Annotated in this window: 11 protein-coding genes and 1 tRNA gene; 3 read left to right on the top strand and 9 right to left on the bottom strand. The window is 60.9% G+C overall.

All coding sequences use genetic code 11. The features are described from left to right. Positions 1-47 precede the first annotated feature (47 nt). The 3 genes from SMD31_RS01795 to SMD31_RS01805 form a co-directional block, all read right to left on the bottom strand. A complete protein-coding gene (locus tag SMD31_RS01795) occupies positions 48-911 on the bottom strand; it encodes a hypothetical protein (RefSeq protein ID WP_320498923.1) in 864 nt (287 codons plus the stop codon). Positions 912-913: 2 nt separating this feature from the next. Then, the gene (locus SMD31_RS01800) at positions 914-2,341 is read right to left on the bottom strand and encodes an HlyD family type I secretion periplasmic adaptor subunit (protein WP_320498924.1); all 1,428 of its coding nucleotides are present in this window, start codon (positions 2,339-2,341) and stop codon (positions 914-916) included. 185 nt (positions 2,342-2,526) lie between these two features. Next, a complete protein-coding gene (locus SMD31_RS01805) occupies positions 2,527-4,776 on the bottom strand; it encodes a type I secretion system permease/ATPase (RefSeq protein ID WP_320498925.1) in 2,250 nt (749 codons plus the stop codon). Positions 4,777-5,112: 336 nt separating this feature from the next. On the opposite strand from SMD31_RS01805, the gene SMD31_RS01810 reads away from it, so the two are divergent. The 3 genes from SMD31_RS01810 to SMD31_RS01820 all read left to right on the top strand — a co-directional run bounded on the left by SMD31_RS01810 (position 5,113) and on the right by SMD31_RS01820 (position 7,072). Then, positions 5,113-5,358: a hypothetical protein gene (locus SMD31_RS01810; RefSeq protein WP_320498926.1), complete on the top strand. Its 246-nt coding sequence runs from the start codon at positions 5,113-5,115 to the stop codon at positions 5,356-5,358. A 300-nt stretch (positions 5,359-5,658) separates the two neighbouring features. Further along, entirely contained in the window at positions 5,659-5,946 is a 288-nt protein-coding gene (locus tag SMD31_RS01815) for a hypothetical protein (RefSeq protein ID WP_320498927.1), read from the top strand. Then, positions 5,936-7,072 carry a tyrosine-type recombinase/integrase gene (locus SMD31_RS01820; RefSeq protein WP_320498928.1) on the top strand — a complete coding sequence of 379 codons (1,137 nt, stop codon included), beginning with the start codon at positions 5,936-5,938 and terminating at the stop codon, positions 7,070-7,072. The genes SMD31_RS01815 and SMD31_RS01820 overlap by 11 nt, the downstream gene beginning before the upstream one ends. 69 nt (positions 7,073-7,141) lie before the next feature. Here the strand turns inward: SMD31_RS01820 and SMD31_RS01825 are convergent. The 6 genes from SMD31_RS01825 to SMD31_RS01850 all read right to left on the bottom strand — a co-directional run bounded on the left by SMD31_RS01825 (position 7,142) and on the right by SMD31_RS01850 (position 13,035). Beyond that, positions 7,142-7,217: transfer RNA gene (locus tag SMD31_RS01825), tRNA-Lys, on the bottom strand. A gap of 107 nt (positions 7,218-7,324) precedes the next feature. Then, positions 7,325-8,485 carry a rod shape-determining protein RodA gene (gene rodA, locus SMD31_RS01830; protein WP_320498929.1) on the bottom strand — a complete coding sequence of 387 codons (1,161 nt, stop codon included), beginning with the start codon at positions 8,483-8,485 and terminating at the stop codon, positions 7,325-7,327. After that, positions 8,485-10,404: a penicillin-binding protein 2 gene (gene mrdA / locus SMD31_RS01835; protein WP_320498930.1), complete on the bottom strand. Its 1,920-nt coding sequence runs from the start codon at positions 10,402-10,404 to the stop codon at positions 8,485-8,487. The genes rodA and mrdA overlap by 1 nt, the downstream gene beginning before the upstream one ends. Positions 10,405-10,413: 9 nt before the next feature. Continuing rightward, positions 10,414-10,932 carry a hypothetical protein gene (locus SMD31_RS01840; RefSeq protein ID WP_320498932.1) on the bottom strand — a complete coding sequence of 173 codons (519 nt, stop codon included), beginning with the start codon at positions 10,930-10,932 and terminating at the stop codon, positions 10,414-10,416. Further along, entirely contained in the window at positions 10,929-11,849 is a 921-nt protein-coding gene (gene mreC, locus SMD31_RS01845; RefSeq protein ID WP_320498933.1) for a rod shape-determining protein MreC, read from the bottom strand. The genes SMD31_RS01840 and mreC overlap by 4 nt, the downstream gene beginning before the upstream one ends. Before the next feature lie 142 nt (positions 11,850-11,991). Continuing rightward, positions 11,992-13,035, bottom strand: a complete 1,044-nt coding sequence (locus tag SMD31_RS01850; protein WP_298683713.1) for a rod shape-determining protein — start codon at positions 13,033-13,035, stop codon at positions 11,992-11,994. Positions 13,036-13,144 lie beyond the last annotated feature (109 nt).

The following is a 13,144-nucleotide window of genomic DNA, read 5'->3' on the forward strand; positions in this document are numbered from 1 at the left end:
CTCCAATTTCTTTCGCAAGTTAATCTGTACGGATTAGCGAATATCGATTAAGGGGTTTCGGAAACTGGCTGCTCAGATAACCATTGCTTTATTGCATCAAAATACTCCGACCAGGTCATGCCCTCACGAACGTCTTGACTGTATAGGAACTTCAGTGCTGTGGAGGGATTGGCCCCTGTTCGAGCATCACGAAAGAACTCTTCTCCAGCCTCATTGGTCAAAGACTCTGAGTTCGCCGCAAGAACACCCAGCAGAGCAAATGAATTATGTAGATTGCACATTAGATGCGATCGATGTGGTTCATCATCTGAAACCTGCATCGCAAGTACGATCTGGTGCTTGTATTGCGCCATGGATCCGAGACAATAACGCCTCGCGCTTTGCTCAAGAAGGTACCCGTACTCAGAGACGGATTTTTCTGCAGAGTAGAAGTTTGAATAGTTGAGATTTTTGATGAACTGTCGAATTGCGTCAGTAAATTCAACTGACTTAGGATAGGCGATTATTATATCTACGGCCTTCTCGGCCGCGCACGCCGGAAGCCTGAGGGAATCTGACTGGTCTGGCGCCACTATCACTTTGCACCAGTCAATTGATATTCCAACTATGCTCGCGATACCTCTGACTCTTTCAACGTCAGCGCGAACAACTTCTTGATCGACGTTCTTGCCTTCAATTGTAACTAAGACAAGTGATTTCTTTTTCCACCGAGAGAAGGATGCTTGAGCATTTTCCAATAGCTGGAATGACTTATGATCACCGAATACAGCGGTCGCATCAGCGATGTAGTCCTCGACAATTCTTGTTACGACAGCCCCCTCGGCTCTGGCTGCCGTACTTATGCTTGATAGAAGAAACAGCGAGAGAAGTAGGTAAGTCAACTTGGCGTGGCAACCAGACCTATAGGCCATTCTCACCTCTCCCTGCCCGCCTCATCGCCCATGCGGATGAGGGGCGAGAGGACGTATTCGATCAGTTTGCGTGTCCCGGTCTTGATCTCGACGGCGGCGACCATGCCGGGGGTGAGTTGGACGTCTCTACCATCGGCGTCGATGGTGTCCTTTTCGAGACGGACGCGTGTCGTGTAGATGAGCCTTGAGGGCTGGCCATCGCCGCCCTGCTGCTCGACCGCATCGCCCGAGATCGTGACGACATGGCCCGTGAGTGTGCCGTAGCGGGTGAAGGGGAAGGCGTCGAGTTTGACGATGGCTTCCTGACCTTCGCGGACGAAGCCGATATCCTTGTTCTCGATCTCGGCCTCGATCTCGATGCCGGCGTCTTCCGGGACCACAATCATCAGAGGTTTTGCCGGTTCGACGACGCCGCCGATGGTGTGGAGCTGCAATTGCTGCACTGTGCCGGCGACAGGTGCTGTGAGGCGTTGCAGGGCCTGGCGCTGGGTTGCCTTCTTCAACTCCTCGGTCAGCTGGGCTGCCTGGCTTTCCGCCTCGGTCAGTTCCTTGAGGCGGTCGCGTTCGAACTCCTCCGTCGCCTGGGCGATCTGGCGCTGGATGGTGGCGATGCCGGCCTGCGCCTCGCTGGCGCGGGCCTTGGCGACGCTCGCCTCGCCTTCCATGGCGATGAGCTCCTGCTGCATTTCGAGGAATTGCTGTTTAGGGGTGAGGCCTTTTTCGAGCAACCCGCGCCGCGCTTCGACCTGTTCGCGCTTCAAAGGCAGCTGCGCCTCGATCTTGGCGATCTCGGCCCTGGTGCCGACGGCGCCGGCGCGCTGGCGTTCTAGCTCGCGGGCGAGGGCGGCGAGCTTTTCCTCCTGCTCGCCAAGCTGCGTGCTGCGGAAGCTGCGCGCCAAGGCGAGGTTGGCCTCGTCGAAGCCACCCGCCGCGCGCGTGTCGTCCAGCGCCTCGCCACCCGGCAACCCCAAGACCGAGCGCAGTCGGGCGACATCCAGGCGCCGGGCGGTCAGTTCCTGGGTGAGCCGATCGGTGTCGGCCCCGGTCAGCGTGGAATCGAGTTCGATGAGCAGCGCGCCCTTTTCCACATGCTGGCCTTCCTCGACCGCGATATTGGTGACGACACCGGTCTCGAAGGCCTGTATCACCTTGGTGCGGCCGGATGGCACGATCTTGCCCTGCCCGACCGCCACGATGTCGATCTCACCCACGCAGGCCCAGAGCAAAGCGAGCCCCACGAACGCGGAGATGGCGAGCGCCACGGCGCGGCCCAGAGGCGAAGGCGGCGTCTCCAACACCTCGACCGCGGCGGGGAGGAACTCCTGCTCATAGCCATCGGGCGCGAAGATGCCGCCGAGGCGGCCCCCCATTTTTCCCATGGCGGTACGGACGCGAGAGGTGGGGAGAGCGACGACGTTATCGGTGGACATAACGGCCTCCCGACAAAGGCGCACACGCCCTCTCCCTTCGCGGGAGAGGGTTGGGGTGAGGGGGTGGCTGCACCCGGCTCGCTGATAGAGCCCCCCTCACCGGCTCGCTTCGCTCACCACCCTCTCCCGCGAGGGGAGAGGGCTCAGTCCGTGCGACGCTCATCAGAGCTGACAACGAAAGAGTGCTACTGGGCAGCATGCTGCCCTCCCGGCGCGGGCCGCACGATATTGGCCGGCTGCGGCGCCATGCCTACCGCGGCATCCGCCGCCTGATAGCGGTAGAGCTGGGCATAGCGGCCGTTGCGCTGGATGAGCTCGCCATGGCTGCCGTCTTCGACCAGGCGCCCCTTCTCGATGGTCAAGATCCGATGGCAGGCGCGGACCGCCGAGAGCCGGTGGGCGATGATGAGCACGGTGCGGCCCCTGGCGATTGCCGCCATGTTGTCCTGGATGATGCGCTCGGATTCGTAATCAAGCGCCGAGGTCGCCTCGTCGAAGATGAGGATCTTCGGGTTGCTGACCAAGGCACGCGCAATCGCCATGCGCTGGCGCTGGCCGCCGGAGAGGCTGGCGCCGCGTTCGCCCAGCACCGTGTCATAGCCCTGCGGCAATTCCAGGATGAAGTCATGGGCGCCAGCGAGCTTCGCCGCGCCTACCACCCGGTCCATCGGCATGCCGGGGTCGGCGAGCGCGATGTTCTCGCGGATCGAACCGGTGAAGAGCACGTTCTCCTGCAGCACGACGCCGATCTGGCGCCTGAGCCAGGCGGGATCGATGAGGGCCAGATCCATGCCATCGATGAGGACGCGGCCGCGTTCCGGCACGAAGAGGCGCTGCACCAGCTTGGTGAGGGTCGATTTGCCGGAACCCGAGGAGCCGACGATACCGATCATCTGACCGGGCAAGATATCGAGGGAGAGATCGGAGAGCACCTCCGGCGCATCCGGCCGGTAGCGGAAGATGACGTGATCGAAGCTTATGCGGCCGGTAAGGCTGGGCGGTGTCGCCTTGTCGGCGCGGTGCAGCGGCTCGGTCGGCGCGTTGAGGATATCCCCTAAGCGATTGACCGAGATGCGCACCTGCTGGAAGTCCTGCCACATCTGCGCCAGACGCAGCACCGGCCCATGCACCTGATTGGCCAGCATGTTGAAGGCGACCAGCGCACCCACGGTGAGATCGCCGTTCAGCACCGCCTTGGCGCCGAGATAGAGGGTGAGCAGCACCGTCGCCTTGTTGATGAGCTGCGCCGTCTGGCTCGCGGTGTTGCCGAGCTTGGTGACGCGGAAGGCCGCCGAGACATAGCCCGCCAGCTGTTCCTCCCAGCGGCGCTGCATGCGGGGTTCCACCGCCATGGCCTTCGCCGTCTCAATCCCGGTCACGGTTTCGACCAGGAAGGACTGGTTCTCGGCACCCCGGGCGAACTTCTCATCGAGACGCCGGCGGAAGATGGGCGTCACCAGCAGCGAGAGGACGACATAGGCCGGGATCGCCGCCATGACGACCAGCGTGAGGGTGGGGCTGTAATACCACATGACGGCGAGGAACACGCTGGTGAAGACCAGATCGATCACAAGCGTCAGCGCATTGCCGGTGAGGAAGGAGCGGATGCTCTCGAGTTCCCGCACCCGCGCCACGGAATCGCCCACTCGCCGTGCCTGGAAATAGGACAAGGGCAGCGAGAGCAAGTGGCGGAAGAGTTTCGCCCCCAATTCCACATCCACCCGGTTGGTGGTGTGGCTGAAGATATAGGTGCGCATGCCGCCCAGCAGCACCTCGAAGAGCGAGATGACGGCAAGCCCGATCACCAGCACGTCGAGCGTGGTGAGGCCGTGATGCACCAGCACCTTGTCGATGATCACCTGGAAGAAGAGTGGTGTCACCAGCGCGAAAAGCTGCAGCACGAAAGAGGCGATGAGGACTTCCGCTAATATACGCTTGTATTTGAGGATCGCCGGAATGAACCAGGCGATATCGAATTTGGCGAAACTCTCCCCGAGACTCGCCCGCTTGGTCATCAGCAGCAGGCGGCCGGTCCAGATCTTCTCAAGTTCGGCCCGGGTCAACGCGACGGGGCGATTCTCTTCCGGATCATGCGCCAGCACCTTGGCGTCGCCGGCCTCGTTTGAAGCTATTTTTGCGAGAACAAAGAAGCGCCCGTCCTTGGTTTCGGCGATGGCTGGGAGCGGCGTTTTGGCGAGTTTCCGCCACTCCGATACAACCCAGCGCGCCTTGAGACCCGATTCCCGCGCGGCACGGAGAAGGTCGGAGTCGGTGAGGCCCTTGGGGCCTGGCGCGAAGCGGTGGGCAAGCGCCTTTGGGTCGACGGAGAGACCATGGAAGCGCAACAGGAGAGTCAGGCAAAGCAGGCCTGTATCAGCGGTTTCTGTGGGTGCATCGCTCGTTCCCGACTGCACCGGCGCCGCCTGATCGACCACGCCCCACCCCTGTCAAACTTTTCTAGCGCGAGACCCCTCTCGCGTTTTGCAGCACGAAATATGTCTGAAGGCCTAGGAACGAAGCAAGCGCGATTTCCACTTGAGCGGGACGATACGACGAAATGTCACGCGAAAGCTGCAGTATCCTAAAAATTGCCTTGCATTTCGCAGATGCCCGCGCAGCAGAATCAGGTTGGCAAGAGTTGGTCGGCCGCCAAAGAGACCGGCGATGACAACCGTCGTCATGACTGGCATCTCGGCCTGCCCCCAACCCCGCACGCGCTTTGTCGTCGATAACGAAGATCGGGGTCAGCGCCGCACCGCCAGTAATGACGTATGAGCAAGGAGCTTCTCCTCCCCGAGGAAACCGACGGCAGCTCCGCGGCCCTCACCGCGATGGCGCTCTCGCGGCTCTTCATCTCGGACACGACCGAGGTCTCGAGCCATTACCAGGCCTTCGCCCGGATCGACGAACTCGCCAAGCCCGAACTCTGCGACGAGATCATCCTCGCCGGCGGGCGCTCATATTCGCATGTGCTCGTCCGCGAGCTCACGCGACGGCCACAGAACATGCGGGGGTGAAGGGCGACACTTGGCGCGAGAGCGCCATCTCGGCGCTCGAAAAGCATCAGCGGCGAAAGAATTTTTGCGACGCCCAGCTAAGCCGCTGACGCGCCAAGAGTATTTATTTGACGAAAATTGCAGATATCGGAACCGCCGCATTCGACCGTTCAAATATCTGCTGCCTGTCGATTTGCAGGTGGATCATGGATCGCGACAACAAGGGCATCAACATCGCGTCTCAGGAAGGCATATCGGGATCCGTTTCGGGTTCCGCAAGTGGTCTTCCAGACGTCGGCACTTTTTGGCGGAGGCTTTGACATGTCAAAGCAAGACCGCGTGCCGAAGAGCTGGCCCGAAATCATGAGCGACGTGATGGCAGCGGCATATCTCGATATGTCGCAGAGCCAGTTTCTCTCTTTGGTCAAACAAGGGCGCCTGCCGGCGGCGCGAACGGTTTTCGGATCGTCAATGGTCCGCTGGCGGCGCGCGGCGCTTGACGCCGCAATCAATGTCGAATTCTGCCTTCCCGTCTCCAACAAAACTGCTACGGAGCTCGCCTCCCCCGACGGCAGCGAATGGATGGATGCCATACAAGATGCTGCTTAAGTTGAAATTCATATGGCGAGTAACGTCAAAGGGTCGGACTTACACGTATTATCGGCGCGGCAATGAAGCCATTCGCATCAACGGCGAGGTCGGCTCCGCCACTTTTTTCGAACACTATCGCCAAATCCACACGAGATTTGAGAAGTCGGACGAACGGCCGGGCGCCAAAGTCGGTAGCCTCAAGGCGCTGATCGAGAACTACAAGGAAACGCATCAATACTTGATCACGAAGCCAAAAACCAAGAAAAGCTATCTGCGATACCTCAACCATCTCGAAGAAAAGTATGGCCACCTCCCGGTCGCGACCTTACCGAGGCCGTTTGTGGTTGCATTGCGCGACAAACACCAGAGCACGCCCCGCACCGCGAATGGCTTCATTCAGGCCATGAGCATTCTCATGAACCGGGCGAAGGAGATTGGCTGGATAAATCATAATCCGGCCGAAGGCGTGAAACTCCTCGAGACCGGTGACGGGCACCGGCCTTGGGAAGAGTCGGAAATCGAGGCATTTCGTGCGTGTTGGGCACTGGGAACGCTAGAGCGCACCGCATACGAGATCGCACTCAACACGGGTCAACGAGGTATAGACTGCGTCAATATGGAGCGCGGCCACGTCGGAGACGGCGTCATTTCGGTCATGCAGAGCAAAACTGGCGAGCGTGTGTGGGTGCCAATATCGCACGATCTTCAAGTCGCCCTAGACGCATGGTATGGCGAACGAGAGAAATGGATCGCCGATCGACTTGATCGAAGGAATCCGCTGCCGGTGCCATTGGACGTGAAGACGATGATCCTCACTGGCAAGAGGGGCCGCGAGCTTGCCGGAGAAGGCACGTTCAGCCACCTGCTCAATGACGCCTACAAGGCTGTCCCGGGCCTCTCCACGGGCCTCCATTTCGATGCAGCTAAGTCAGGCGTCACTTCCCATGGCCTGCGCTACACTGCGGCCACGCGCCTACATGAACTCGGATGCTCGAAGGATGTAATCGCGTCAATCACCGGGCACGACACGATCGCAATGGTAGAGAAGTATATCCAGAAGAAGCGAAAGGCGCAGATTGCAATCAGCAGTCTGGACGAGGCTACGGCGGCACAAAATTCGAACCAGAGTGTAAAACCGCTCTGAGAAAACTGTAAAACCGGCCAAAGGCCGGTTTTTGTCTTCGCGGAATTACCAACTATCCTAAGAGGATAGTGGTGGGCGCAGTAGGACTCGAACCTACGACCCGCTGATTAAGAGTCAGCTGCTCTACCAACTGAGCTATGCGCCCCGCTGACCGTCATGTCCGGTCGGCGCGCGGTATACCAAACGCCCTGCGGCCTGTCGATAGCTAAATTTAATAATTCTGACCGGGACTTACTGCCTTGTTTGCAGAGGCTAATTCTCTTCGCGTCCAGTGCGTCCGAGCTTGGCGTCACGATTGACATAGGCGGACATCATCAGGCCGAATCCAGCCAGCACCGTCATCATCGCCGTGCCGCCATAGGAGATGAGCGGCAATGGCACGCCGACCACGGGAATGAGGCCCATGACCATGGCGGTGTTGATGAAAAAATAGGTGAAGAGATTGAAGCTGAGGCCGAAGGCCATCATCTTGCCGAACTGGCTGCGGCAGCGGAGCGCGATGACGACGCCATAGAGGACCAGCATCGAATAGAGCGTCAGCAGAACGATGCCGCCTACCAAGCCCCACTCTTCGGCAAACATGGTAAAGATGAAATCTGTGTGCCGTTCGGGCAGGAAGTCGAGATGGCTTTGCGTCCCTTGCAGGAAGCCCTTGCCCCAGACACCGCCGGACCCCAGCGCAATCTTCGACTGAATGATGTGGTAGCCGGCGCCGCGCACATCCGATTCCGGATCGAGGAAGGTCAGGATGCGCGCCTTCTGGTAATCGTGCAGCAGGCTGGAGTTCCAGGCGAAATAGGCGCCGACGACGCCCGCGGCGATGATGATGGCGAATTTCCACCAGCGCACGCCGGCCGCAAAGAACATGGCGCCGCCGACGATCATCAAGGTGCCGGCGGTGCCAAGGTCGGGCTGCTTCATGACGAGCCCAGCCGGTGCCACGGCGAGCAGGGTCGGCGGAATCAGCACCCAGGGCTTGCCGACGGCTTCCCAATCGACGCCGTGGAAGTAGCGCGCAAGGCTCAAGACCAGCGCGATCTTCATCATCTCCGAGGGCTGCAACTGCATGAAGCCAAGATTGATCCAGCGCTGCGCGCCCATGCCGATCTCGCCGAGGAATTCGACATAGACCAGCAGGATGAAGGCCACGGCATAGAACGCATAGGCAAAGCGCATGTATAGGCGCAGATCTATGAGCGCCAGAATCAGCATCCCGAAGACACCGAGGCCAAAGCGCTTGATCTGCGCGTCCATCCAGGGTTCGGCGCTGCCATGAGCCGCCGAGTAGAGAACGGCAAAGCCGATCGAGGCGACGACCGTCACCAGCAGCACCAGGCTCCAATTGAGTTGCAGAAGCTTCTCGCCGATCGAGACCTTCTTCTGCTTATTGCCCATCGGGGTCATCGCAAACATCAGGGCATCTCCCGCCGGCCGCCTTCGTCATTCGGATTGCGTCGCGCCGGGTCTCGGCGCTGGCATTCGATCAGGATGTCGCGGGCGATAGGTGCGGCAAAGGTCGAGCCGCCGCCGCCGTGCTCGATGACGACCGAAATCGCATAGCGCGGCTGGTGGACCGGAGCAAAGGCCACGAACAGCGCATGATCACGCTGCGGCCAGGGCAGGTCTTCGTTCTTGCGCACACCCGTCGCGCGTTCCGACATGGTGATGCGGCGCACCTGGCTGGTACCCGTCTTGCCAGCCATCTCCATGCCCGGAATATCGATCCGGCGACGATAGGCCGTGCCGCGCTGGTCGTTGGTCACCAAATCCATGCCGCGGCGGATGATCGCTAGGTGTTCCTGCTTTACATCCATCTTAGGAGCGGCATCGCTCTCTTGCCCGGCGTTCACGACCGTGAGCGGCGGGTACGCCTCGTCGCTGCCGGCAGCGCCATAGCGCTTGAAAAGCCGCGGCTTGATCGCAAATCCGCCATTGGCGACGCGGGCGGTCATCAAACACAGCTGCAATGGCGTCGCCTGGATGAATCCCTGGCCGATGCCAGCCACCAATGTCTCACCCGGATACCATTTTTCACCCAGCGTGCTGATCTTCCATTGCTGGTCAGGAATGACCCCCGGATTTTCGCCCGGCAGATCGACCCCCGTCGGTTGGCCGAGGCCGAACTTGCGCGCCATCTCGGCGATGGCATCGATACCAACGCGCTTGGCCACATCGTAGTAATAGACGTCGCAGGAGTGCTTCAGGGCGTCCGCCATGCTGACATGGCCATGGCCTTCCTTCTTCCAGCAATGCAGCCGCATCGGGCCGAAGGTGTAGAAGCCGGGGCAAAAGACGCTGAAGCTGGGGCTGATACCCGCTGCCTGCGCCGCCATGGTGGTGACGATCTTGAAAGTCGAGCCCGGCGCGTATCCGTCCGACACGGTCTTGTTGGTGAGCGGCCGGAACATGTCGGCGTTGAGCGTGCGCCACTCATCGCCTGAAATGCCACGATAGAAGGAGGCTGGATCGAAGCTTGGCGTCGACGCCATCGCCAACACCTCGCCGGTGAAGATATCCATCACCACGGTCGAGCAGGATTGTTCGGCAGCGATTCGCTGCTGGGCAAATTCCTGCAGGCCGATGTCGATCGTGGTGACCAGATCCGCGCCCGGCTTCCCCTCGACGCGCGACAGCTGCCGAATGATGCGCCCGACCGAGTTCACTTCCATCTCGCTCTTGCCGGCGGAACCGCGCAGCGACCGGTCATAGGTTTTTTCCAGCCCGTTCCGGCCGATACGGAATCCTGGCAGCGTCAGCAGCGGATCTGAATCGGCGGCGACTTCAGATTCGGACGCCGTCTGGACATAGCCAAGGATATGCGCCGTGAGGCCGGCGAACGGGTAATAGCGCTTCTGGTCTTCCTCGATGGAAATGCCAGGGAGTTCCGGCAGATTGAGTTCGACCTGGCTCATCTGGTCCCAGGACAGGTCTTCCTTGACCGGGATCGGCGTGAACGCGCGGTTGCGTTTAAGCTCGCGCAACACCTTGGCACGCTCGCGTTCGGTGAGGGGCACGAGGCGCGCAAAATCGCCCAGCGTCTGCTCCAGATCCTTGGTCTGCTCGGCGACCAGGATCGCGCGGTAATTGGGGAAGTTCGCGGCGAGCGGCACGCCGAAGCGATCCAGGATCAGCCCGCGCGAGGGCGGTAACAGGCGCAAGTTGATGCGGTTTTCATCCGCGAGCAGCCGGTACTTCTCGGATTCCACGACCTGCAGATAATAGAGACGCGCGATCAGCGTGCCAACCAGGCCCGCCTGCATGCCGCCCATGATCATGGCACGCCTGGAGAAGACCTTGGCCTGATTCTGTGCCTGTTGCTTGTTACCAGCCATGACGCAATCTCAATCGGTCGGCAGCAACCTGCGCTCGATCCATGCAAAAACATAAGCGAGCGGCGGGTAGCAGACGAACTCTAGCAGGAAAAGGTTGAAAGCCTGGACTGGATTCACGAGCGTCTCCTGCAAAAAGGAAACGAGCAGCCAGGTCAGCACGGTGGCACCGGCGGCGACCAGGCCGAACACCGCCCAGATCAGCAGGAATGGCATGCCGTTGAGCGGCTTCCGCTGCCACAAGGCCACACCATGCACCACCAGCAGGACCAGGAGGCCGACGCCGAACGGCGCCAGCATCAGGAAATCATGCAGCAGGCCGATCGACAGCACGCCCCACATGCTCATCAGGCCCGGCTGATGCACCGTCCAGAAGAAGACCGATATGAGGACCAGCGCCGACGCAACGGTGCCAAGACGCGGCAGGTGCCACGACAGCAAGGCAGCGAACAACAGCAAGATGGTGAGCCCGACCGGTAGTGCTGCACGCCAGGCAATGTCGGCCTGTTGGCCAAGACTTGGCCTGATCACTCGCCTGCCCCAGGGGACAGCAGGCCGGTCTGATTGTTGGGGCTCAGCGCCTTGGTGGTGTCGACGCCCAAATCCTGCATTAGGATACCGGGCAGGCTGTAATCGATCAGGCGGATGTTCTCGAGCCGGCTGAAATCGACGAAGGGCTGCACCTGGATGTGACCACCGCTCACTGAAACCACCTCGCCCACGGGCAATCCGGCGGGGAAGACGCCCCCCTGCCCCGACGTCACGATGCGATCGCCGATTTTGACGTCGTTGTCACGCGACAGGTACAGCAGTTCAGGCAGATCCGAATTGCGCCCGGCGAGCACCGCCTGGTCGCGGCTGCGCTCGGCAACCACCGGCACACGGGCGTTGATGTCGGTGATCAGCAGGATGCGCGCGGAACGTTCGCCGACTTCCAGCACACGACCGGCAAGGCCGGCGCCGGTCATCGCGGCCTGCCCCTTGGCGACGCCCGCCTTGGTGCCACCCAGCACGATCAGCGAGCGCACAAAGCTCGACGAGGCGTCGGCAACGACACTGGCTGTGACGAAACTGACCTTGGGGCCGGTCTGGAAATTCAGCAGTTCGCGCAGGCTGGCATTCTCGGCCTGCAATTCCCGGGCAACGCGCTGCCATTCCATCAGCGTGTCATTCTGGCGCTTCAGCGCCTCGTTCTCGGCCTTGAGCGCGAAATAGTCACGAACGTCGCTGGCGGTTTCACGTGCGGCGTCGATGGGCCGCGATACGGCGTTGATGACCGGCGCGGTCACGTCCATGACGGCCATGCGCAAACGGCTCACAATGATGGAATCCGGCTTGCCGATCAGCATCAGGCCGAAGGCAAAGGCCACCAAAAGAACAAAAGTGAACCGATGGGTCCAGGAGCGGGTCGCTGCCGCGGCCCCGATCGATCCCATACGCTTGTTCACCTATGCTTCCTCCCGAACCGCGTGGACCGACTTATGAGTCGAAGCCGATCAATCACTTAGGCTATTTTTCCACAGGAAGGGTTAAAGCGCAATTACCAAGCTGCCGCATCCGCGTGATAAATCACGCCGCCAGCGCAGTTTTTCAGTACATGTTGATGAGAACGTGGCGATGCGCCTTGATGTCCTCGAGGCAGCGGCCCGTCCCCAGGGCCACGCAGGACAGAGCGTCGTCGGCGATCGAGACCGGCAGGCCGGTCGCGTGGCGCAGGACGAAGTCGAGGTTGGCAAGAAGCGCGCCGCCGCCGGTGAGCACGATGCCCTTGTCGACGATATCGGCCGCCAATTCCGGCGCCGTGTGCTCCAGGGCAACCTTCACGGCCTCGATGATGGCGCCAACCGGTTCGGCCAGGGCTTCCGCCACCTGCCGCTCAGTGATCACCAACTCCTTGGGCACACCGTTCATCAGGTCGCGGCCCTTGATCTCCATGACGCGGCCTTCGCCGTCTTCCGGCGGACAGGCGGAGCCGATTTCCTTCTTGATGCGCTCGGCGGAACCTTCGCCGACCAGAAGATTATGGTTGCGGCGGATATAGGCGATGATTGCCTCGTCCATCTTGTCGCCGCCGACGCGGACCGACCGCGAATAGACGATGCCACCCAGGCTGAGGACCGCAACTTCCGTCGTGCCGCCGCCGATATCGACCACCATCGAGCCGGTGGGCTCCGTTACCGGCAGGCCGGCGCCGATCGCTGCCGCCATCGGCTCTTCGATGAGGTAAACCTTGCTGGCACCAGCAGATTCAGCTGATTCCTGGATGGCGCGACGCTCGACGGCGGTGGAGCCGGAAGGCACGCAAACGATGATCTGCGGGCGAGCAAAGCTGCGGCGGTTGTTATGCACCTTGCGGATGAAGTGCTTGATCATTTCTTCGGCGACTTCGAAATCGGCGATGACGCCGTCGCGCAATGGGCGAATGGCCTGGATGTTGCCCGGGGTGCGGCCCAGCATCAGCTTGGCTTCGTCACCCACCGCCAGCACGTGCTTCTTGCCCTTCACATCGGCAATGGCGACCACGGACGGCTCATTGAGCACGATCCCACGGCCTTTGACGTAGACCAGCGTATTTGCGGTACCGAGGTCGATCGCCATATCGGCGGAGAACATGCCCATCAACTTCGAAAACATCAGTACCACCTGCTTACCGCGCGACGCGGCGTTATTGTTCTTGACCTGCTCGCCTCTGGCCGGCGGCCCAACTGCCGATGTCCTGAGGAGCCAATCGAGCCATCAGCCA

It is taken from the genome of Dongia rigui (genome assembly GCF_034044635.1).
GTDB lineage: Bacteria > Pseudomonadota > Alphaproteobacteria > Dongiales > Dongiaceae > Dongia > Dongia rigui.

Excerpts from the sequence above, each read along its gene's own strand:
- SMD31_RS01795 (WP_320498923.1), bottom strand. The coding sequence starts at position 911 with ATGGCCTATAGGTCTGGTTGCCACGCCAAGTTGACTTACCTACTTCTC.
- SMD31_RS01800 (WP_320498924.1), bottom strand. The coding sequence starts at position 2,341 with ATGTCCACCGATAACGTCGTCGCTCTCCCCACCTCTCGCGTCCGTACC.
- SMD31_RS01810 (WP_320498926.1), top strand. The coding sequence starts at position 5,113 with ATGAGCAAGGAGCTTCTCCTCCCCGAGGAAACCGACGGCAGCTCCGCG.
- SMD31_RS01815 (WP_320498927.1), top strand. The coding sequence starts at position 5,659 with ATGTCAAAGCAAGACCGCGTGCCGAAGAGCTGGCCCGAAATCATGAGC.
- SMD31_RS01820 (WP_320498928.1), top strand. The coding sequence starts at position 5,936 with ATGCTGCTTAAGTTGAAATTCATATGGCGAGTAACGTCAAAGGGTCGG.
- rodA (WP_320498929.1), bottom strand. The coding sequence starts at position 8,485 with ATGTTTGCGATGACCCCGATGGGCAATAAGCAGAAGAAGGTCTCGATC.
- mrdA (WP_320498930.1), bottom strand. The coding sequence starts at position 10,404 with ATGGCTGGTAACAAGCAACAGGCACAGAATCAGGCCAAGGTCTTCTCC.
- SMD31_RS01850 (WP_298683713.1), bottom strand. The coding sequence starts at position 13,035 with ATGTTTTCGAAGTTGATGGGCATGTTCTCCGCCGATATGGCGATCGAC.